This is a genomic window from Pontibacter sp. MBLB2868 (genome assembly GCF_051904785.1).
Lineage (GTDB): Bacteria > Bacteroidota > Bacteroidia > Cytophagales > Hymenobacteraceae > Pontibacter.
On record NZ_CP196710.1, the window covers coordinates 2,552,726 to 2,573,832 of the forward strand.

The following is a 21,107-nucleotide window of genomic DNA, read 5'->3' on the forward strand; positions in this document are numbered from 1 at the left end:
TGTAAATTAATCTGATAAAGGATCTAATTTAAAAACCAACTTTTAGACTAACGCCATAGCTTCTGGTCGTAGGGCCGGCGGCAAACTCCCCGAACTCACTTGTCAGGTCGTTACCAAACGTAGTAGACTCCGGATCGATGATGTTGTTATTTTCAGGCGTCCACATCAACAGGTTTCTTCCCACCAGGCTCACGCTTATAGTGCTGAACGGTGTCTTCTCCAGGAGTGCTGCAGGCAGCATGTAACCAACTACCACTTCTCTTAGCTTCAGAAAAGATCTGTCTTTTAAGTGCTCCTGCTCAATGGCTGGATTATAACCATCATTCCAGTAGTTGGCGATGTGCTGCATGTCTATTGGGGTAGTGTTTTCTCTGGTAATCGGGTTGCCCTTGTCATCTTTATCGATGTTGCCGTCCCCGTCCGCGTCAACGCCTACCACCGATCCAGGCACGACAAAGGGCTGTCGGTCGTTATAAAGGGTGTTGGTTGTGTTACCCACAAACTGAGACAGGCGCTGGGTATAAGAATAGAACTTTCCACCGTGGCGGTAATCCAGGCCTACAGACAGATTGATTCCTTTGTAATCAAAATTATTGTATAAGCCCATGAGGTATTTAGGCTGCGCTGTGCCTAATATCTTCTGTTCAGTCGTTTGCAGCGGTAAGCCAGTGGCTTCGTTTACTATAATATGGCCGTCTGCATCCTTCAGAAAATCCGGGCCTTTAAACACACCCAACGGTTGACCTTCAATGGCCACGAAATCAATACCAAAGGCACCAGTTAAAACAACTTGTTCCAAACCTTCTCGCAGCTTCACTACTTTGTTGCGGTTGTTGGAGAAGGTATAGCGCACATCCCAGCGGAAGTCATTTACCTGCACCGGCGTAGCACTCAAGAGCAGTTCCAGACCTTTGTTCTCCACTTTACCAATGTTCATGATCTTGGTCGTATAACCCGATGATGCTGCTACCGGCACTGCCAGGATCTGGTCTGTTGTAGATCTGTTGTAGTAAGCAATGTCTGCATTGATGCGGTTTCTGAGGAAGCTCAGGTTGATACCGAATTCTGATTCTGATGTGATCTCAGGCTGAAGTAGCTCATTCCCTAACTGGTTTGATAGCTCATAAGCATTTCTGCCATTAACAGGGAAGGTAATATTGCCAAAACCCAGGCCCACTGAACCGGGCATAAATACAGATGATATGCTGTAAGGGCTGGCATCGTTACCCGTCTGCCCCCAGGCAGCTCTTACCTTACCATAAGACAGAATGTTTGGCAGGAACTCCGGAAACATGTCAGAAAAGACGAAGCTGGCATTTACTCCCGGGTAGAAAAACGAGTTGTTGTTCACAGGCAAGGTAGAAGACCAGTCATTACGGGCGTTCAGGCTCAAAAACAGGTAATCCTTATAAGAAAGCTCTGCCTGCCCGTAAACGCCATATAATCTTCTCAGTGACGCTGTGGTAGTAGCAGTGGCTGGATCTTTGGAATTTGACAGGTTATAATAACCCGGGATACTTAAACCTGTAATATAAGCGTAGTTCTCTTTGCTATAGCGCTCGTTCACATTGTAGCCCAGTATTCCATTCAAGTGCACATCTTCTGTCAGGTCGTTGCTGGAAGTCAAAAGGAAATCTGCATTCAGCTCACGGGCAAACCGTGTTCTTTCGTTCACGCGACCCGGAGAGTCTGACCCTCCACCGGCTAAAACAGGGCTGCTTTTAGATAAGGTATAGGCAGCAATCCAGTCTTTCAATAATCCGTTAGAGATATCCCCCCCTCCACGTGCTGTAGCCGTGAGCCAGTTGTTGAGCTTATACCCGAGACTCACATTCCCATAAATGCGGTTTTCTTCATAATCATTACCATTAGCCATGAGTGGGTAGTAAGGGTTTTGCGCATAACCGGTAAAGTAGTTATCCAGGTTATTGAATTTGTTGTTGATGTCTTGAAAGTCTACAATGCTAAAATCCCGTGGGATTTGGATGATCTCCTGGAACATGGTAGTACCACCACCACTTCCTTGCCCTGTCGTAACTACTTTCGCATCTTTGCGAACAAAGTTAATACTAGACGAGGCTGTCAATCTTTTCCCTTCCGTGGAACCTCTGAAAGAAAGCGTGTTGCGTTTGTAAGAATCTGCATCGGTCGGGATGATACCGTTTTCTGAAGCATTACCATACGAGAGGAAATAGGAAGACTTTTCCGTGCCACCGCTGATAGCGAGGGTATTCAGAAAAGAAGTACCTGTTTCATAGAAATCTTTCAGGTTATTTTCCTGGGCAGCATAAGGCTTCAGCTGCTGCGAGTTATCCACTACATTCCCCCACAGGCGGTCTTTGCCATGCAGTTTTGGTCCCCAGCTGCCGTTCTCGTTCGAGATCCACTCGCCGCTCCAGCCCTGACCAAAGGTGTTCTGCAGTTGTGGCAAAAATAATGGGGCAGAGAACGTGGTGGAAGTAGTATAGCCCACTGTCACTTTCTCTGAGGCTCTGCCTTTTTTAGTGGTGATCAGGATCACCCCGTTAGCTGCCCTGGAGCCATACAAGGACGTAGCCGAAGCACCTTTCAGGATAGAGATAGAGGCAATATCGTCGGGGTTGATGTCGTTGGCACGGTTGCCAAAATCCTGCGTTCTGTTGACACGACCGCCAGAAAAGTTACCTGAACCGTTATCAATTGGCACGCCATCCACCACGTAGAGCGGGTTGTTATTCCCTCCAATAGAAGAATAGCCCCGCAGGATGACCTTGGTAGAGGCACCGGGAGCTCCTGAAGCAGAAGAAATAGTCACCCCTGCTACTTTCCCCTGTAGGGAGTTCATCGGGCTTGAGGCCCTGCCCTTGGTGATCTCCTCTGCTTTTACTGTACTGGCAGCATAGCCCAATGAGCGCTCTTCCCTTTCAACGCCCAGCGCCGTCACGACCACCTCCTGTAGTTGCTTGGCATCCGTACCCAAAGCCACGTTAACGGTTGAGGCATTGCCAACAACCTTTTCAAGGATGGTATACCCGACATAGCGGAATTGTAAAGTTGTGGTGTTTGCAGGCATGTTAATAATAAAATTACCATCAATGCCTGTGGCTGTACCCGTCGTAGTACCTTTGACCACCACGCTCACGCCTGGCAAAGGTTGCCCGGTCTCCGCATCGGTGACCTTCCCGGAAACTGCCCGGCTTTGTGCCCACGCCTGGCTGGCAAGCACCAGGAACAAAGCCAGGTTCAAAAACATCATTTTTCTCATAGTATTAGTTTAGAATAATTAAATAGTTAATAATCATATAGTTAAGCAATATTTATTGACGTTTATATCTATTCTTAAGGCAAAATATTCCCCTGGCATGGCTGTCAAAGTCATGTAACATTTATGTATCAAATGGGAAAAGCTGTTAAATCGAGTAGGATGCCGCTCCCGTTGGGCTGGGGTTCTAAGTACTTACCTGTTATCCTAAGTTTACTCGTTCAGATGACTCGCCTCGAAGGGATGTATTTAACTGGTTTAGCCCTGGGATCTAAGGAAAGGATCTGCTTTCTCTAAGGGCTACAATCAGAGGTGTTCAGGCGTAGTTGCGTAGGCACTTCTTCCCATATGGTTATTTGTTTCCGATGAACCCTTATCCCTGTTGCCTTTTTCGCATCGATAGGGTAATTGGGAGTATATTTAATTAGCTTAAGCTGCCCCAGCAGAGATGCGTTGGATGGATGCCCACAACCAAATGAACGGATGAGTAATAACATGACTATAGTTCCTTACAAATGTTTAGTTGTACATTTCTTTATGGTTAACCACTGCGATCTAGTTACTAATTTAGGCTACCATTCCTGTTTAACAGAAACCAGCACCATACACTACCCTCCTTTTCCTAATCCATCAGGAGGAAACCACCGTGCCTGCAATTGGCTGTGCTCACATCTCACCTTAAGAAACAGCTTGTATTGGAAAGGGACAGGCAACGGTGGTTATAAAATTTTGAAATCAGGCAAGTAATCTTTCCTGCCTGCTGCTTCACTTGCATGAGATGAGTCTAACACATGCGTTACTTAGACCAACGCTCCTGATTCCGCGCTGGCACCTGTTCGTATGCTGCTTGAAACAGCAGCATTTCCGCCATCCCAGCCTATCCCTTATTCCCTACCTTTCTTACAGACTTGTGAAGTGATCATTTCTCTTCGTTTATTTCTTTCAAGACTCCATAGTGGAGAAAGCCCTGATGGGACAAAGATATATTCATTTTTTTAATATACAGACAAGTCTGTATATTTTTTTATTCAAATTCTCTGAGCCCCCTGGAGCATCATCTTACTTGCTGAATCAGTTACCAAAAAAGAGTATATTTTGGGGAGCTAACATGCGAAACTAATACCCACATGGCCTACCTTTGCAGTCCAGATTTCACAAAGTAACTAGTCCACATAATGAACCTCCCCTACCTCCATGACATCGTTATAGACAAAGTAAAAGCCACGCCAGTATATGTGCAGCTTGCCCAAGGCTTAGCGGCACTCATCAAGCAGGGCGTGCTCAAGCCGGGGCAAAAACTGCCGGGTTCTCGCATTCTGGCCGAGAAACTGCACCTGAACCGGAACACAGTGGTCCTGGCTACCGATGAATTGCAGGCGGAAGGCTGGTTGGAAGCCAGGGATAGAAAAGGCCTATTTGTAAATGAAATGCTACCCTTGGTTAACCCCACAGGAAATGGCAAACCCACAAAGACTTATCCTGCACATACGGGCTTTCTGCTGGAGGCAAACCAGCTGCTGGAAGCCCCAGAAGTGCACCACCTGCCGCTCGAGTTTAACGACGGATCTCCCGACCCACGCTTGAGCCCCTTACACGAGCTAGGACGGGAATACCACCGGCTGCTGAAAAAGACCAGCCCCTTGCGCTTGTTTAGTTATTCCCATGCCCAGGGCGATACCTACTTTCGGAAAATGCTGAGCCAGCAGTTAAATGAACACCGGGGTCTGAAAACACTACTAGACACTGTCTTTATCACCCGAGGCAGCATCATGGGCATACACTTACTGTCCCAGGTGCTGCTCCGAAAAGGAGACAAGGTAGTCATAGGCGAATTAAACTACCACACGGCTAACTTAAGTTTTGAGCAGGCAGGAGCACAGTTGCTGCGTGTGCCTGTAGATGAAAAAGGCATGGATACCCAAGCAGTGGAGAATTTGCTTAAAACACATCACGTAAGGATGCTGTATATCACGTCCCACCATCATCATCCCACCACGGTCACTTTAGCTCCTGAAAGAAGGCTTCACCTGTACGAACTGGCCAAACAATACCGGTTCTGCATCCTGGAGGATGATTATGACTTTGATTATCATTATGATAACACGCCGACACTTCCTATTGCCAGCATGGATACGCAGGGGCTAGTGGTCTATACAGGCTCTTATTCTAAAATTATCTACCCGGGTATTCGGGTAGGATTTATTGTAGCCCCGCCCAATCTAATCGAGGAACTCATAAAATACCGCCGTATCACCGACAGGCAGGGGGATCATTTAATTGAAAGAGCTATCGCTAACCTCATGCGCGAAGGTACCATGCAGCGCTATCTGCGCAAAAGCAAAAACCTCTACAAAAAGCGCAAAGAGTATTTCTGCCGGTTGCTCCGACAGGAATTCAGTCCTTACCTGGATTTCAAGGAGCCGGAGGGGGGCATGGCGGTATGGGTCACATTTAAGGAGGCATATCCATTGCCCGAAGTGACTGCCCGCTGTAAGGCAAAGGGCCTGTACCTCTCCAGCGGCCATGGCTACAATACGCCATCTGGAAACACAAACGCCTGCCGCCTGGGCTTTGCCAGCATGAATGAAATGGAGATGCACAGTGCATGTGCCATATTAAAGACAGTGCTGGAGGAGATGGCGCACCCTTGACCCTTAGATCACAGATGTGCAGGTTTGATAAAATTAAAACGTTCCTGCCTAAAACGGTACGACAGCATAACATGTCTTCCAAACAGAATTCAGCGTAATGCACTATTACGCTGGAATAGGTAACACGAATTTTAACCCATCCATATGAATAACTTTCTTCATCAACTCCTTAGAGAGGTCGGACTTACAGCCGATCATTTTACGCTCTTATGTGGACTTGCAAAAACCGTATCTTTAACCAAAAAGGAGTTTCTCTTGCAGACGGGCACAACGTGTTCATTTATCGGCTTTGTAGAAGTAGGCGTGTTGCGCTCTTTTGTTCAAAAAGAAGGAGATGAATTCAATATTGATTTTTACCTGCCCCACGCTTTTGTATGTGCGTATACCAGCTTTCTGACCCAGACCCCTGCTGCCGGCTCCATACAGGCATTGGCTGACACAAAGATTAAGCTGATTTCCTACGCCGACTACCACAGCCTTTTAGCACAGGACGATAGCTGGCACAGGTTAGGCAAACACATCTCTGACCAATTGTTTGTCAGGAAATGCAAAAGAGAAATCTCTTTCCTAACGGATTCGGCAAGTGAGCGCTACAAGGCCTTACTAGCTAACTACCCTACTATAGAACAGCTTGTTGCACAATATCACATTGCTGCATACCTGGGCATAAAACCAGAATCTTTAAGCAGGATCAAATCCTTAACATACATCAATGCATAGTTGTCAGCTATGGCTCACCTTTGTAGCAGGAAATAGTTGTACCCACTACAAAGAGTTAAATGAACCGGTTATTTAAGTATACAACAATTGTATTAGCAAGTATGACTTTACAGGCAGCTGCTCAAAACCAGATAAGCAGAACCGATCTGCTACACGCAAAGTTGCAAGAACAAACGGTCTCTTCTGTAAAAGTGGTCGAAATAGAATTTCAGGGCGGGCAAAAAGGTCCATCCCACAGGCACCCCTGCCCGGTTGTAGGTTACATTGTGTCAGGAACCTGCATCATGCAGGTGGAAGGAGCGCCTGCCCAGATTCTAAAAGCTGGTGAGGCGTTCTATGAGCCGGCCAATACACCGATTGTTTATTTCAATAATTACTCGAAAAGCGAACCACTCAAGTTCATCGCCTATTACCTGCTAAACGGCAACCAGGAATTAGTAGAGTTGCTTCCTGGAAAGAAAGAATAATTGTTTTAAAGAACGTGTTTAAAAAGGCAACCTACCTGAAATGGGATAGTATCCAATGCAGTATTTAAAGGAATAACTGCTCAAAATCATCAACCTGCAATGACTAATAGCTTTAAGTAGCTGATAACATCGTGAATTTCCCTTTTGTAAGACCTAACGAAGTGGAGCCTCTATTCAAGAATCAAAAACGATTTTTCAGCCGTTAGTCAACTTTCAACTAAACCAGGGGCTGCACTTCCCTTTTCTTCAAGATCGATTAATGCTATGAATTATAGACTTACCCTGCTTTTCTACTTCAGTTTAGCTATTCCCATTTCAGTTGCTACACCAACTTACCCCAACAAGCTGAATGTTTCACCTGTTACAACTGCTGACAGTCTTATCAGGATAGAAAAATCACACGTTACATTTACGAGCGGCCAATACAAATTGAAAGGTAAATTAATAGCTCCCAAGGGGACAAACAACAAAGTACCAGCCATTGTATTCTGTGTAGGTTCTGGTGAAGGCTCCTCTTATACTTCTAGTTATGCAGCTATGCTCGACTCCCTGCTGGAGCAGAATTTACCCTTGGATAGTGTCGCTCTCTTCTATTTTGACAAAAGGGGAATCGGAGAATCAGAAGGTAGATGGGATAATACCACCTTTGAAGAAAGGGCTGCTGATGCTAAAGCTGCAGCAGACTACCTAAAAACCCTCCCTTTCATAGACTCCGAACGAATAGCGGTAATCGGACATAGCCAAGGTGGTTGGATTTCACAAATCTGTGTATCGAAATATCCCGAGACCTTTATTGGTGGAATCTCAATGGCTGGTCCTACTTTCAATGTCCGGGAACAGTTACTCAACGATTATACCAGCACGCTGATATGTAAGGAACTGCTAACCGAAAAAGTAGCGAGAAAAAGAGCTATTCCAAAAGTAAGCCTTGCTTTTTTCATGGTTTCGATCATGCCTTTAAAAGGGCAGTGGAAGCAGCTGCAAGTGATCAAAAGTTTTGATCCTGCAAAGTACCTGACCACAATCAAAAACCCGTTCCTGTTTATGTTCGGAGAAAACGATGCCTTGGTCTCTGCGACAAACAGTATGGTAGCGCTAAACAAAATATACCCTCAGGGCTTACCACATAATATACAAACCATTACCATCAGTGGAGTTAACCATGGGTTCAAGCTTTCTGAGTTATGCTACAATGGAAGCTGGGAAAAATTAGCTTACTCAGAAGAATGCAAGCAGCAAATAAAGAGTTGGATACAAACTTTTCTGCTTCCTTAAACATTGTCTCCTAACTATTCACTTCCATAAGGCTTACTATAATTTCAATTGCCATTATTTAATGCAGATCATGCACATGCCTTCTTCTCTTTTTCAAATCCTTAATTTCCGTTTCGGTTCAGGACAAAGGAACTAAGCTCATTATCTTCTCGCAACATATTCTTTCCTCGCTTAGAACTTAAACTGCGAAAGGAGCCTTCAAACATCATTTCATATCGATGCACCTTATTAAAAATCTGCCCTGGCTTATTGGTAAGCCCATCAATTTAGATTTCCGGTAATACTTTTTCACATGATTTACTTATGGAGGAAATTTCCATTTCCGTAGGTATTCAGTTTCACCTTCATGCTTTAATACAACCAATTGGTATCCTCTGAAATGCGTTCAACCAATCCATGACACTTGGTCATCGCTGTGCCCCTTTAAATACTGCTTGAATGGCACCCTCTAAGTGAAAGACAAAGTAACATAGCTGGTCTCAGCTCCAGCCCTGTTTCCTCGTGCCAAGCCCGCCTCATGAGGTGCCGTACGCCAGCAGATAATACATTGTTTGGGTTGTGTTTCTCCCATAACTCCAAGTTGCCGGAATCAGGTATTTTCTCCAGCTTCCTGATAATACATACCCAGAGGTAGCCATAAATAGATTAAACAGCACTGTAAATTCATTACATTTAAACCAGGTTACCGTAAAACAATTATGCTTACAATTTTCTGTCATGGTGAGAGCAAAGGTGCACTTAAGTACCTATTCTTCGCTATATGGTTCAGCATAAGAGAAATGCATTATGCAAAACATGCTGTAAAAATAGCAGTTGGTGAAAAACTATGGCATGTCCAGAAAATAATTTCTCCTGCGCAAAAACACAGCGCAGTGTCCCCATAGCTTTGGCACATCAACAACAAATGCCATGCCCGAAGTGGAGGCTTCTACCTGCTCCGTACAGCAGCACATACTGTGAAAGTCGCCCCTATGACTTTAGCTGATTTCTATGAGGCTACAAAGACATTTAATAAAGTGTTCAGAATAGTATAGAACGACGAGTGTTTCCTCTTTCAGCCAGTTGTAGGCCCTGAAGAAGAGAACAGCAGTGGTGTTTACCTATTGGCTATAAAAGAGCGTAGGATCCTGACCAGGTATGGTGGCTACTAATTTAACACCTCCTCCCGCTCCAGTTCTTTCGCCAACTCTTGTTTGTTGAACTCCAGGTGAATCAGCTGGAGGTGGTTGTTGGTTCCTACTTAATGAAGACTTTTTTTAACCAGGTGTAGAAGCTTAAATGTTTAAGCGATAGCGAGTACTCCGACCGCCTCCTTCCTGGATGAACACTCCTAGTTCCAGCAGCTGCTGCAAATCCCTGGTGGCAGTCGCCTTGGAGGCTTTGGTAATGCCTACATATTTCCTGGCATTCATACCTCCCTCAAAACCCTCCGGTCCAGCATCCAGCATCCTTCTCACCGCCTTTGCTTGCCGTTCATTCAGCAAGTTTTGGAAACGTTCAAAGAACTTCGATTTCTTCAGAATAAACTCTACCAGGCTGATCGTCTGTTGCTGTGAGGTTAGAATAACGTGGACAAAGTATTTCACCCAGGACGTGATATCGTTGCTTTTCTGGGCCTGCTCCAAGGAATGGTAATACGCTTTTTTATCTGCCTCTATTGTCCGGGAGAGGCTAAGCAACACCGGGCGGCCTAATGTTTGCGACAACGCTTTTTCTGCTATGGTGCGCCCGATCCGGCCATTGCCATCTTCAAACGGGTGAAGAGTCTCGAAATAAAGGTGTGCCACCGCCGACCTGACAGGAGCTTTCCTGATCTCCTTGTCTCCTCCGGGTGCTGTCTGGTTAAACCACCGGATGAAACTGCTCATCTCATCCGGTATGCGGGAAGAGGGAGGCGCCTCGAAATGCACCTTTTCTTTACCAAGCGCGCCTGAAACAACCTGCATCGGTTCCTCATGACTGCGCCACGCTCCGACCTGGATTCGCTTCTGCTCTTTTAAAAGCATGGTGTGCCATTGGAAGAGCTTTTCCGCTGTCAAGGCCTCCGCATAGGTTTTACGGGCATCCGCCATCAGTTCACCTGCCCCTTGCGCCATTTTATCTTTTGTGGCTTCAGGGGTCTGGTTGAGGCCGAGGTTATTACGAATGGATGAAACAACGTCCCGGCGGTTCAGGTATTCGCCTTCAATTTCTGACGTTTTGATGGCTTCCGCCACCATCATATCCAGCACTGCTTCCAGCTGAACCGCTTTAGGCAGGGCCTTCAGCATCCCGCTGACATGACCCGTCAGCTCCGCAAACTCGTAAAGCATCTCCTCTACTTTGCTTACATCATACCTGAAATTAGGCCAGTCGGATTGTTGCCAATTGTAGATCATGAGCCGAATATACCACATATTCGGCTCAAATAAAACAAAATAGTGAGCCGAATAACCATTTTAATCGGCTCATTTAATCTTGCTTGTGCTAAGGCAGGAAATAAATGTGTACCAGTTGAATTGCTATACATGCAAGTATTTATTATGCGGATCAGGAAGGATATTCTATAAACTTACCATAGGAGTCTATTACTTATATGCTAACCCTTAGCCATTCTTCCCTATATTTAAAAGTAAAGCACGATGTACCAACTATTTGGAAACCAAAACAATAACCCGCCAGGAACTCTACCAACAGGTATGGTCGGAACCCATCTCTTCCCTTTCCCCAAAGTATAATATTTCGGACTATGAACTGCGGAAGCTTTGTAAAGAGCTGCAGATCCCGCTGCCAAAGCACGGGCACTGGCAACGTATCCGTGCCGGAAAGCAGGTGCCCATACCAGCACTGCCCTCCAATGAAACAGTAGCGCACGAAATGGATTTCCATAGGCTTGCCGAGGCGAAGGCAACGGCTCCCCTCAGTCCCCAGGAGCTTTTGCAGGAGGAAATCGAACAAAGCCTGCAAAAGGTGTTGCAGGTACCGGCCCCCCTCACCAACCCGGATAAGCTAATTGCCGCTACCAGGGCGAACATCGAGGAGCGAAATGTTACCTATCGCTTTACCGAACTGCTTACCACCGCCTATGGTTTTCTGGATGTGAAGGTTTCCAGGCAGAGCCTCAACCGGGCCTTCCGGATTTTGGATACGCTCATTAAGGCGCTGCAGGCAAGGGGTCACCGTGTTATGGTGAGCGATTACCAGGCCTATATTTATATCAGAAAAGAGCGATACGAGGTGGCCCTCCGGGAGAAACTGAAGCGATCTACTGAGATCAGGCCGGGGAACTACTCCTACGATTACACGACAACCGGCATCCTGGTCCTCAAGATTGGCCCCTCCTGGAACGGAAAAGAGTGGCAGGACGGCAAGGTGCCCTTGGAAAACCGGCTATCAGCCATCATCGCTTACCTCGAATGGAAAACACAGCATGAGGAAGAGTGGCGTCTCGAATGCCAGAAGGAAAAGGAAGTACGACTTGAAAAAGAGCGGGTCCTGCGGGAGCAGCAGGCACGGAAAGAGCAGGAACTTCTCAGGTTCAAGCACCTGTTACAACAGGCAAAGCGTTGGCATGAAGCCCAGCAGCTGCGGGCTTATATCGCCGCTGAAGCTCAACAGGTGGATAGCTCTTCCCCTCAGTCCACAGAACGTAAGGAGTGGCTGGCCTGGGCTGAGCAAAAAGCGAATTGGTATGACCCACAGGTAAACCTTTCGGATGAACTTTTGGACGAGGTAGACAAAGAAACGCTTGTTTTCAGGAAGAAGGCCCTCTTCTGATTAACCTTTTACATTCCTGTTATTCATGCGATTTAACCACAGCTAATCCGGCAGTACGGAAAGTCAGCACCTTGTGGCATCAAGACTATAGACTATAGTCTGACTAGCTCTATATTTTTCATTATTAGTATATACTAATCTGCTAATTCTCGTACAACATGACATTGCCTCTAAGAAAAATATCATTGCTAAATGTCATTGGCAATGGCGAAAGCACTCGTAAACATTTCTGAGTTTACAGGAAGTCTTTTACCATAGGAATTATCAACAATTAAGGAGTCTAAGACGCCCGACGCGCTATGAAACACCTCAAGAAGTTCCTGACCCGCCTGCAGACCTTTGAGCTCCGTGTGCTCCAAAAGAAAGTCTACGACCAACCATTTGGCCCTGCCAGAGAAGTACCGGTCTATGATATCGGGCACGAGACCAAACACTACGATGCCTTCACCTTTGAAAGCGAGCTCCGGCTGCTCTCCGAGATGGCCAGCCTGGACCTGCTCCCCCTCCCTACCGAGCGGCTTGGCCTCGTAGCTGAACAGATCGAGCATGTGGCGCAACGCTTCCAGCAGTTCTGGGTCAGCTACCACGCCCACTACGACGGCTATGGCATGCATTACGCTGAAAACTATATGATGCAAGTCAGGTTAGATAAGCTCTTTCACCTCCGGCACCTGCAGCCAGACACCTCGCATGTCCTGGTCGAGGAAAAGTTTGTAGAAGACCTGGCTGAGTCGGTGAAGCTGCGGGAGACCTTTCTGCAACAGCTCAGGAAGCGCACCAGCACCCTGCTTCCTATTGAAAGAGAACAGGCTCTGGCTGCCACACCCCTCTCTACAATTCAAGCCATTTCCGCATCTGTCAAGAGCGTTCCGCGCTTTGTGGAGGAAACGGCCGGGGAACTCTACCACATACTCAAAGGCTACTTCACCCCGGAGGATCAGCAGCAGCTCCTGCCCCTCCTGCAGGACAACCAACCGCCTGCCGCTCCCTTAGTCTTCCACGGGAACGGTAACCAACTGGCAGACGCCTTCAAGCAGCTCTTCGAGGCCAACCTGATCGTGGGCTGCCTCAAGGCAGACCTGGAGGAATGGATCTCCGGCCACTTTGCCTACGTGTTTCGCAGGCAGCAACGCACATTGCCTACCGGCTACCTGGCTGCCATCATCTCCTCCAACGCCAGGCCCTGCCAGTCCCCCATCCTGGACGTGCGCAAGCAACCCGGTGGTACCTATGCCATTTACCCGGTGCTCCGCACGCAAAAGAACTATAACTGTTAGTAGGAAACAGGCAGGATGCTGTCCTGCCTTCTTGTAACCCTGTAAACAATGCCGGTATCATTGCAGTGTACACCAAACCAATCACTGCCATGGAAAATTTCACCTTTGAGCAAATGCCCCAGGCCATGCGCCTGCTACATGAGAAAATGGACCGCCTGGAACTGCTGCTCACCGAGCAACGTGCCCCTCAGGACACGGAGACAATCTTTAACGTCACACAGGCGGCCGCCTTTCTCCACCTTTCTGTCTCTACCCTCTACGTGAAGGCCTGCCGCCGGGAAGTTCCTTATAACAAGCAAGGAAAACGGCTTTACTTCTACAAAAGCGAACTGGACGAGTGGGTACGCAAGGGACGGAAAAAGACGGTCTCCGAGATACAGGAAGAAGCGGTTCAGCATGTGCTGCGCCCAGGTCGAAAAGCCTGACGCTCGCCTTAGGGTAATTGGGGACTGAACAACTTGTAGGGCAAAGGTGCGAAGGGGGTAGGATGAATTAGGAACTGCCCCGGCGCCCGCACCGAATCGACATGATCCAGGCAAGGGTTCAATTCCGGCCCGAGATAGAGAAGGCCGTGGAACCCATCGCCCTGAGCTGGAGTGTGCTGGACAAGGCAAAGCTGAGCAAGCAAATCATGGTGGAGCGGGCTATAGAGTACCTGGTGAAGATGGAAAACAGGGTGGGATTTTTTAAAGCATCCAAACAACTTATTATCAAATTTTTAGCCAGCAAATATTTTTAACCACCCGAATCACCTACTAATCAAATTTAAACGCCTATTTTATCAAGGCGACACCCCATAAAACATAGGTAAAGCTATAGCTCACATTTGATGTCGTGCCTGCTACATCAAATGTGAGCTATAGCTTTACATGTAATAGTCAAGATAAAGTCTGACAGCTGGGGCAATTAGCTCCAAGTGCTAAGCTTTAGTTAGTTTGCCCTTCCCGTTTAACACAACGTGCTTGAAAATATTGCCGTTTCCTTCCATTCCCCCAGCTTGATCCAGCCAGTTTCCATTCCCCAGCAAACAAAGAACGACTTTGTAAAGCACCATTTCAAAATTCCCAAGTAACCGATGCCCCTTTATTACTATCCAGATTAACATGCGGTCGAATACCTTAGTCACCGTACGCCCGACAGCTATCATTTAATTTGGGCATGACAGCGTTTCCTGCAAGCATCACAATTTAGCTTTGTTAGGACAAATACAGCGATCGGATTAATATCCCAAGCCTACTTTGTACTTCCCTCTCCATTAGCCATTACAACGCAAAAATCCGTGGGTCATTCATTCAGGGGCAAAGGTAGCCTTGCGGTCCGGACACAGGAACAAGGTAGTCCAAACAAAATGGGTATCCGCCTGTGGCAGACCCTCCGCATTTTCTTTGGCTCCACCTTGCCTTTAGTCCGGCGCCGAAGGCAGATGGAGCACCATAATCAATTTCCTAACACTTAAACATCAATGATTATGGAAAAGACCGTTAACACCTCCGCCTTCACCAGAGTATCCGAAGTGAAGCTCTCCTACCGCAACAAGGTAAAGCCTAGTGAGCGGCCGCAGGTCACCTCCTCTGCCGACTCCTACAAAGTCCTCAAAGAAAGCTGGGACACGGGCAAACTGGAGTTCGTGGAGCAGTTCAAAGTGCTGCTGCTGAGCCGCGCCAATCGGGTGCTGGGCCTCTACCAGGTCTCCACCGGGGGCGTGGCGGGCACGGTGGCAGATCCAAAGCTCATCTTCGTGGCTGCTCTCAAAGCCTGCGCCTCCGGCATTATCCTCTCCCACAACCACCCCTCGGGCAACCTCAAGCCCAGCGCGGCGGACCTGCAGCTGACCAAGAAAATCAAGCAAGGTGGGGAATTACTCGACATCGCCGTGCTGGATCACCTCATCCTTACTAGCGAAGGTTACTACTCTTTAGCTGACGAGGGGCTCCTATAGCCCCTCGTTTCCTTTCAAAAGGGACTTTCTAGCTCCATAAAATCAATCTTTAACATTTTTAAAATTTACTGTTATGAACGCATATCAAAAATTCCAACTGCTCTCCGAACAAGTGACAGGCGAAGTAATCTCCCAACTCGAGCAGGGAAAGGTCCTCTGGCACAAGCCCTGGGGCTCCTACGGACTTCCAAAGAACTATTTCTCCGGGCGGCATTATGAGGGCTTCAACGCCTTCTTCCTCAACTACATCACAGAGAAACACGGCTTCTCGGCCCCCTACTTCCTAACCTTCCGGCAGGTCCGGGAGCTGGGCGGCCTCGTGCGAAAGGGCCAGAAAGGCACCTCCATCCTCTACTGGAAGGTATATGACAGTAAGGAGGCTGAAAAAAGCGGCGGGTTAACATCCAAAGATGAGGACAGACAGGGAAAAAGGTTTGTCCCCTTCCTGTGGACTGTTTTTAACATCGACCAGGTGGAGGGCATAGATTTCCAGCTACCCCCAATCCAGGAGCAGTCCGGACAGCAGGTGATCGCAAGCTGCCAGCGGGTAGTAGATAACTTTCCCCAGCCTTGCCCAAAAATCCTTCACGGGGGCTTTCAGGCCTATTATGCGCCGGTCCAGGACACGGTGCAGATGCCAGAACTAAGGCACTTTGTCTCCTCTGAGGCCTATCACGCCACACTCTTCCATGAGCTGATCCACGCAACAGGCCATGTCAGCAGGCTCAACCGCTTCGCAGAAGAAGGTCAGGCAGATCGTTTTGGCGACGAGCACTACAGCAAGGAAGAGCTCATCGCCGAGATGGGGGCTAGCTTCCTCTGTGCCTACACCGGTATAAAGGAAGCGGTATTTCAGAATTCGGTGGCTTACCTGCAGGGCTGGGTCAGCAGACTTCAGCAGGACAAGACCATGATCATCTATGCGGCAACCAAGGCTTTCAAAGCAGCCAGTTACATAGTAGATCTGAAAGCTGAGTCATGTAAGGAAGCATTACCAAAAGCAAAAGCAGCCGCCTAAAATGCAAAATCAAAAGGGTTGCCTGGCAAGGACGGGCAGCCTTTTTTTTATTTTTCCTTCAAAGTAGCTTTAAGCTAACAGAACTGCTAGCTATGAGAACCTCAGAAAACATGTAACGTCCAGCTAAGTAGCTGTTTCAAATTTATCCCACCTACCCAGTTCCTTGTGAAAAGGTTTTCGGTTGCTTTCCCACCTTTGCAGGAGTTAACCACCTGGATCGCCCGGTACTTTTACTAGCTCCCGTACGCCTGTCATAACGGCTTTTACCCGACAAGATACCACCGCGCCAGCAAACGATAAGAAACGATGAACATTCAGCAAATCAACAGCGAACTCTCTATCACTGATTTTCTGGCAGAACGGGGCGTGCACCCTTCTTCTAAAAAAGGATGTGACTGGTGGTACATCTCCCCGATACGCGCCAAGGAGCGTACCCCATCCTTTAAAGTCAATACGCGCTTGAACCGCTGGTATGATCACGGCAGTGGAGAAGGGGGCAAGGTCTTTGACCTGGCCCTGCGCTTCTACCCGGCCGCAACTGTTCGGGAAGTGGTCCAGCTCCTTTCAGGGCAATCCTTGTCCCCTGCAAAAAATACCATCATAGTCGCCCCTGCCATAGCACCACCCTCAGATTTAGAGATCAATGCTGTCAATCATAAAGCTTCTCCCGGCCTCCGGCTGCTGGCAATAAAACCCCTGGAGGAGAAGAGTCAACAGGCCACCTACCTCCGGCAGCGTAGTATTAGCCTTCATACAGCAAAGTCCTACTGCCATGAAGTAGATTTCGCTATCAATGCCAAGCAGTATGCAGCTATCGGGTTTGAAAATCGTTCTGGCGGGTACGAACTTCGCAACCGTTGGTTTAAGGGCTCCTCCTCCCCTAAAGATATCACCTTCCTGGACCACCAGGTAAACACCATTTGCGTGGTAGAAGGATTCATGGACTTCCTCTCACTCCTCGAGCTCTGGCCCCATTTGAAGGCCAATGCCAGTTTCCTTGTCCTCAACTCCCTTACGCAGTTGGGTAAGGCCGAGGGTGTGCTCGATAAACATCAACAGGTGCTCCTTTTCCTGGATCATGACACTGCCGGAAGACGAGTGACAGCGCAACTTCTTAACTCACTTAAAAAAGCTGTTGATGCCTCCGCTTTTTACCTTGGCTTTAAGGACCTGAACGAGCACCTTGTAGTCAGCCAGGGGCAGGCGAAACAACGACGGCTAAAGTTTGGTCACCGGTAGCTATATTCGCCTGCAACCTGTTCAGGTTCCACTTATTCGTGTTGTCGCACTTTTAAAGTCATGGTAAAAACATATGACGACTAAAACCAGAATAGCGGGTTTTGTCTTCCCCCGACTTTCTGGCCGAAGTTGCGAATGTTGTAAGTAAAAGTTAGCATGCCGTAACGTGTAAGCGCCACTGTCTGGTAGTCCTCGATCAGGTTTTCCCGGATGTACCTGTAAGCCGTGATGTTCTGATCCAGCAGGTCATAGACTGAAAGCTTCAGCTGGGCCCTGTCGTTCTTCAGGAAAAGGAAGGTGAGCCCCGCATTCAGCCTGCCATAGCTTTTCTGCAGGCCCGGCGCCATGTTAGAGTTATACCAGTAATCAAAAGTCGCTTCCCATACAAGCTTCTTTGGCAGCCGCACCACAATTTCAGATTTGGAAGTACTGGTGTTGATGCTAAGGTTATTGAAGGCATTGTTTTCATAGCTACTGCGCCTGTAGTTAAGTGAGAAGGACTGGCTAAGCTCCAGTTTATCATCCAGGTTCATGCGCCCCTCCACTTCAGGGGTGAGGGTCCAATTCTGGCTGTAGCTTTGAGTGTTGTTCAGCAATACAAGTGTCCTTCCATAAAAAACACGCATGTTAGCACCAATCGAAAACTTGTTCTTATCATATTTAAAGTCCTTCATCACACGGCCGCTTCCACTCAAATCCCAGTTGCCGTCTGTGTTAACAGGCTTGATTGTCTGCACCCCGTTTTCATCAACCGTACGTGCTCTGGTGATGGCGTTGTTTCTGATAGAGCCATACACAAATGCACTATAGTTGATCGATTTCTTGGTGTCGAACTTTCTGTAGTTGATGTTTACGGTATTGGATACGGCTGGTCTTAGTGTTGGATTGCCATACGCTATAAACAGCGGGTTTGTGTTGTCCAGAACTGGTTGCAGATATACCGCAGTTGGTTCTGAGAGGTTCACGTTGTAGGTTAAGTAAAACTGTTTCCAATTGACATTAAGGTTGGGGAAAACATAAAAGTAATCCTGCTTAATGTCCGGGGCTGTCTGAAAATTGTTGTTGATGTTCAAAAACGTAAAGCGGATACCCGGCTGCACAGTTACATCTTTGATTTTCCACTTAAGTCCTGCAGTCAGATAGTTTCTCCATCCTTTTCTATCTACCCCATTCGATAGTCCGGGCACAAGTGAAACATACTCCCCTGTTTCAGAGTCCGCCATGTAAGTGGCAAGAGAATTATCATTGCTAAAGTACTCTGAGTTGAGCCTAAAGACAGCGCTTACAAGTTTATGGAAAGGTTCTGTATAAGCTAACGAGTTGTAGACCTCAAAGTCATTCTGATCAGTATCCCGTAGCTGGTTCAGTTGCGTTACTGCAGAATCAGGCTGGTAAAAGATGTTTTCCGCCTCATTCAGCTGATCCTGCATGGAAGCATATTGGTTCAGCCTACTGTATAAAGTCAACAACCGTCCTTTCTTGTTGAAGTTGCGTTGAAAATTAAGGGTATTTCCAAACCCCATACCTTCTCCATTTATACTTTCCTCATTGGTACTCTGATTCAGTTGGATATCGTGGTTCCGGTAAGTATTGATAAAGGAGTTCTGGGTAGAGAGCTGGTACGACAAGTGCATACTCGGAGCTATGCTCAGCGTTGTAAGCGAATCCAGTTTCCATTCTATTTTTCCGCCAAGGCGGTGGCTCTCGCTTCTACCGTTTTGCCCCCTGTTTCTTCTGCTGTTGAGGGTATCGCTTTTCAGGAACTGCTCGGAGTTAACTACCTGATCCAGATCTTCTCTGCTGTCGCCGTAGAAATACTGCAGGTTTACCTTCGTGCCGCGCTTTGTTACCGTGTTGAAGTTAGCTCCTCCTCCGGAGGACTGCTCAATACCCTGGCCCATTCCTCCAAAGGAGACCCCGTTAAGGGAGTATCCCCCATCGGATCGCATGGACATGGTGCTAATGCCACTGCGGTCAAAGCCGCCGATCTTTCTGACATCTGCCATATCGAAGGCTGCCCGGTTCAGGTTGTTGGAGAACCCGATAATGCTCACCTGCGTGGTGTCGCGGAACATGTTCAGGATGCCGCCCCCCTCGTAGCGCGTGTCGGTGCCCGCGCCGCCGTACAGCTTGCCGAACATACCTTTCTTAATGCCCTTCTTAAAGGTCAGGTTGATGACCTGAGGGATGTCCATCTCGGGCAGGTCCGGGTCGCGGCGGAGGGCTTCCGGGTCATTCATCACCTGCACCTTGTCGATCACGTCGGCGGGAAGGTTACGGGTAGCCACCTTCGGGTCGCTTCCGAAAAACTCCTTCCCATCCACCAGGATTTTCTGTACCAGTTTACCATTGACCATGATGTTTCCCTGCTGATCCACTGTTACGCCCGGCAGTTTGCGTAGCAGGTCCTCCACCAGGGAGGTGGGCAGCGTCTTAAAAGAAGAGGCGTTGAACTCCAGCGTGTCATTGCGTACCAGCACCGGGGGGGTCTCGGCCACAATCAACACCTCACTGAGCAGGTGCTCGGACGGCTTCATATGGATTACCCCCAATGCAAAGGAGGGGCTCTCCTGGGAAAGCTGAAACTCCTTTCGGTACACCTGGAAGCCCATCATGGTAATTACCGTGCGGAGTTGCTGGTCCAGGGGAAGTCCGGTCACACGAAAAGCCCCCTTCTCATCGCTCATCCGGAAAGTGACCATCACCGTGTCGGCGGCAGAGTAAACAGCTATGGTGGCGTACGGTAAGGCCTCTTTGGAAATATCATCAAGCAGACGGCCCGTCAATTCGCCCTTCTGGGCCTTGCTTGAGTTTGGTAGAAAGAAAAGGAGTAGCAGGACTGCGAGTAAAGGATGTTTCATATAAGGATCAGGTAGTTAGTTTCACTTTCTTGCAAAATATAGCAGCAGATAGCTTATGCCAAAGTATATCAGCTAAAGCGGTCACATTCCTAAAACTAAGTAATTTCTTTACATAGTAATAATTTAATACACAAATTGGCGCATTCTTTAGACGAACCCACAACTACAGGTGACATAAGTGCACTTGGCAGCCCAAAATCAAGCTCACGACTTGGCTTGTCGCTTGCCTCCAAAGAACCCGACTTCTTTATACCCTATTTTCACTTTCCTCTGTCCGAGGAACCTTAAGAGACGAAGACAGGCCGCAGCGCTCCGAAACTGTATCAACTATCCCTTGCAGTTTAACCCTTTGGTGTTCAGCAACATCATTTTGATGGGAAGGGCGGTCGGTGTTGTTGAGGGTGTGATAGCAGGCTTGTACTTTATTCTGCTGATGGCGGAAGCCAACTGTTGGGGCGGCTTCATCATCTAACAGTGCTTCGTGGGAGCCGCCATGGGCGTGAGTGCCAACAATCTTTTTCCAGGCCAGAACCTGCTGCTGATTATGGTGAGCTGCATGGCTGCTATCAACACCTGCATCACCCGCACTCCAATCAGCAACATCCTCCTGCACTCCACTCTCACCGGCTTCTTCAGAAAATGTAGTGCACCTCATAAGCTGGG

The 21,107-nt window shown here is 47.9% G+C and carries 18 protein-coding genes; 12 read left to right on the forward strand and 6 right to left on the reverse strand.

Annotated elements, in window-relative coordinates; genetic code table 11:
• Positions 1 to 28: 28 nt before the first annotated feature.
• On the reverse strand, positions 29 to 3,244 hold the full coding sequence (locus tag ACSX1A_RS10815; protein WP_439879668.1) for a SusC/RagA family TonB-linked outer membrane protein: 3,216 nt from the start codon (positions 3,242 to 3,244) through the stop codon (positions 29 to 31).
• Positions 3,245 to 3,534: 290 nt separating this feature from the next.
• A complete protein-coding gene (locus ACSX1A_RS10820) occupies positions 3,535 to 3,738 on the reverse strand; it encodes a hypothetical protein (protein WP_439879669.1) in 204 nt (67 codons plus the stop codon).
• A gap of 678 nt (positions 3,739 to 4,416) precedes the next feature.
• Between ACSX1A_RS10820 and ACSX1A_RS10825 the strand changes: the two genes are divergently transcribed.
• The 5 genes from ACSX1A_RS10825 (at position 4,417) to ACSX1A_RS10845 (ending at position 9,238) form a co-directional block, all read left to right on the forward strand.
• The gene (locus ACSX1A_RS10825; protein ID WP_439879670.1) at positions 4,417 to 5,892 is read left to right on the forward strand and encodes a PLP-dependent aminotransferase family protein; all 1,476 of its coding nucleotides are present in this window, start codon (positions 4,417 to 4,419) and stop codon (positions 5,890 to 5,892) included.
• Positions 5,893 to 6,036: 144 nt separating this feature from the next.
• A complete protein-coding gene (locus tag ACSX1A_RS10830) occupies positions 6,037 to 6,612 on the forward strand; it encodes a Crp/Fnr family transcriptional regulator (protein WP_439879671.1) in 576 nt (191 codons plus the stop codon).
• A gap of 59 nt (positions 6,613 to 6,671) precedes the next feature.
• Complete coding sequence (locus tag ACSX1A_RS10835; protein ID WP_439879672.1) at positions 6,672 to 7,079, forward strand: cupin domain-containing protein; 408 nt, start codon at positions 6,672 to 6,674, stop codon at positions 7,077 to 7,079.
• Between the two features lie 264 nt (positions 7,080 to 7,343).
• Positions 7,344 to 8,354 (forward strand): alpha/beta hydrolase family protein, encoded by a 1,011-nt coding sequence (locus ACSX1A_RS10840; protein ID WP_439879673.1) that lies wholly within the window; start codon positions 7,344 to 7,346, stop codon positions 8,352 to 8,354.
• Positions 8,355 to 9,052: 698 nt separating this feature from the next.
• Positions 9,053 to 9,238, forward strand: a complete 186-nt coding sequence (locus tag ACSX1A_RS10845) for a hypothetical protein (protein ID WP_439879674.1) — start codon at positions 9,053 to 9,055, stop codon at positions 9,236 to 9,238.
• A 390-nt stretch (positions 9,239 to 9,628) separates the two neighbouring features.
• On the opposite strand, the gene ACSX1A_RS10850 is transcribed toward ACSX1A_RS10845, so the two are convergent.
• Complete coding sequence (locus ACSX1A_RS10850) at positions 9,629 to 10,732, reverse strand: Fic family protein (RefSeq protein WP_439879675.1); 1,104 nt, start codon at positions 10,730 to 10,732, stop codon at positions 9,629 to 9,631.
• 256 nt (positions 10,733 to 10,988) lie between these two features.
• On the opposite strand from ACSX1A_RS10850, the gene ACSX1A_RS10855 reads away from it, so the two are divergent.
• On the forward strand, positions 10,989 to 12,110 hold the full coding sequence (locus ACSX1A_RS10855) for a hypothetical protein (protein WP_439879676.1): 1,122 nt from the start codon (positions 10,989 to 10,991) through the stop codon (positions 12,108 to 12,110).
• A 188-nt stretch (positions 12,111 to 12,298) separates the two neighbouring features.
• Here the strand turns inward: ACSX1A_RS10855 and ACSX1A_RS10860 are convergent, their stop codons facing one another.
• Positions 12,299 to 12,658 carry a hypothetical protein gene (locus tag ACSX1A_RS10860; protein WP_439879677.1) on the reverse strand — a complete coding sequence of 120 codons (360 nt, stop codon included), beginning with the start codon at positions 12,656 to 12,658 and terminating at the stop codon, positions 12,299 to 12,301.
• Here ACSX1A_RS10860 and ACSX1A_RS10865 point away from each other — a divergent pair, their 5' ends adjacent.
• From ACSX1A_RS10865 to ACSX1A_RS10890, 6 genes are all read left to right on the forward strand, one after another.
• Positions 12,659 to 13,387: a hypothetical protein gene (locus ACSX1A_RS10865; RefSeq protein ID WP_439879678.1), complete on the forward strand. Its 729-nt coding sequence runs from the start codon at positions 12,659 to 12,661 to the stop codon at positions 13,385 to 13,387.
• 89 nt (positions 13,388 to 13,476) lie between these two features.
• On the forward strand, positions 13,477 to 13,812 hold the full coding sequence (locus tag ACSX1A_RS10870) for a helix-turn-helix domain-containing protein (RefSeq protein WP_439879679.1): 336 nt from the start codon (positions 13,477 to 13,479) through the stop codon (positions 13,810 to 13,812).
• Positions 13,813 to 13,913: 101 nt separating this feature from the next.
• Positions 13,914 to 14,126, forward strand: coding sequence for a hypothetical protein (locus tag ACSX1A_RS10875; protein WP_439879680.1), 213 nt, complete (start codon positions 13,914 to 13,916; stop codon positions 14,124 to 14,126).
• A 729-nt stretch (positions 14,127 to 14,855) separates the two neighbouring features.
• The gene (locus tag ACSX1A_RS10880) at positions 14,856 to 15,326 is read left to right on the forward strand and encodes a JAB domain-containing protein (protein ID WP_439879681.1); all 471 of its coding nucleotides are present in this window, start codon (positions 14,856 to 14,858) and stop codon (positions 15,324 to 15,326) included.
• Positions 15,327 to 15,399: 73 nt separating this feature from the next.
• Positions 15,400 to 16,344 (forward strand): ArdC family protein, encoded by a 945-nt coding sequence (locus ACSX1A_RS10885; RefSeq protein WP_439879682.1) that lies wholly within the window; start codon positions 15,400 to 15,402, stop codon positions 16,342 to 16,344.
• Positions 16,345 to 16,650: 306 nt separating this feature from the next.
• A complete protein-coding gene (locus tag ACSX1A_RS10890; protein ID WP_439879683.1) occupies positions 16,651 to 17,583 on the forward strand; it encodes a toprim domain-containing protein in 933 nt (310 codons plus the stop codon).
• 80 nt (positions 17,584 to 17,663) lie between these two features.
• On the opposite strand, the gene ACSX1A_RS10895 is transcribed toward ACSX1A_RS10890, so the two are convergent.
• Together ACSX1A_RS10895 and ACSX1A_RS10900 are read right to left on the reverse strand one after the other, a co-directional pair.
• Positions 17,664 to 20,444, reverse strand: a complete 2,781-nt coding sequence (locus ACSX1A_RS10895; protein ID WP_439879684.1) for an outer membrane beta-barrel protein — start codon at positions 20,442 to 20,444, stop codon at positions 17,664 to 17,666.
• 247 nt (positions 20,445 to 20,691) lie between these two features.
• Positions 20,692 to 21,099 (reverse strand): hypothetical protein, encoded by a 408-nt coding sequence (locus ACSX1A_RS10900; protein WP_439879685.1) that lies wholly within the window; start codon positions 21,097 to 21,099, stop codon positions 20,692 to 20,694.
• Positions 21,100 to 21,107: the final 8 nt, after the last annotated feature.

Excerpts from the sequence above, each read along its gene's own strand:
- ACSX1A_RS10860 (WP_439879677.1), bottom strand. The coding sequence starts at position 12,658 with ATGCTCGATCTGTTCAGCTACGAGGCCAAGCCGCTCGGTAGGGAGGGG.
- ACSX1A_RS10890 (WP_439879683.1), top strand. The coding sequence starts at position 16,651 with ATGAACATTCAGCAAATCAACAGCGAACTCTCTATCACTGATTTTCTG.
- ACSX1A_RS10835 (WP_439879672.1), top strand. The coding sequence starts at position 6,672 with ATGAACCGGTTATTTAAGTATACAACAATTGTATTAGCAAGTATGACT.
- ACSX1A_RS10885 (WP_439879682.1), top strand. The coding sequence starts at position 15,400 with ATGAACGCATATCAAAAATTCCAACTGCTCTCCGAACAAGTGACAGGC.
- ACSX1A_RS10825 (WP_439879670.1), top strand. The coding sequence starts at position 4,417 with ATGAACCTCCCCTACCTCCATGACATCGTTATAGACAAAGTAAAAGCC.
- ACSX1A_RS10870 (WP_439879679.1), top strand. The coding sequence starts at position 13,477 with ATGGAAAATTTCACCTTTGAGCAAATGCCCCAGGCCATGCGCCTGCTA.
- ACSX1A_RS10850 (WP_439879675.1), bottom strand. The coding sequence starts at position 10,732 with ATGATCTACAATTGGCAACAATCCGACTGGCCTAATTTCAGGTATGAT.
- ACSX1A_RS10880 (WP_439879681.1), top strand. The coding sequence starts at position 14,856 with ATGGAAAAGACCGTTAACACCTCCGCCTTCACCAGAGTATCCGAAGTG.
- ACSX1A_RS10875 (WP_439879680.1), top strand. The coding sequence starts at position 13,914 with ATGATCCAGGCAAGGGTTCAATTCCGGCCCGAGATAGAGAAGGCCGTG.
- ACSX1A_RS10895 (WP_439879684.1), bottom strand. The coding sequence starts at position 20,444 with ATGAAACATCCTTTACTCGCAGTCCTGCTACTCCTTTTCTTTCTACCA.
- ACSX1A_RS10815 (WP_439879668.1), bottom strand. The coding sequence starts at position 3,244 with ATGAGAAAAATGATGTTTTTGAACCTGGCTTTGTTCCTGGTGCTTGCC.
- ACSX1A_RS10845 (WP_439879674.1), top strand. The coding sequence starts at position 9,053 with ATGCTTACAATTTTCTGTCATGGTGAGAGCAAAGGTGCACTTAAGTAC.
- ACSX1A_RS10840 (WP_439879673.1), top strand. The coding sequence starts at position 7,344 with ATGAATTATAGACTTACCCTGCTTTTCTACTTCAGTTTAGCTATTCCC.
- ACSX1A_RS10820 (WP_439879669.1), bottom strand. The coding sequence starts at position 3,738 with ATGTTATTACTCATCCGTTCATTTGGTTGTGGGCATCCATCCAACGCA.
- ACSX1A_RS10830 (WP_439879671.1), top strand. The coding sequence starts at position 6,037 with ATGAATAACTTTCTTCATCAACTCCTTAGAGAGGTCGGACTTACAGCC.
- ACSX1A_RS10900 (WP_439879685.1), bottom strand. The coding sequence starts at position 21,099 with ATGAGGTGCACTACATTTTCTGAAGAAGCCGGTGAGAGTGGAGTGCAG.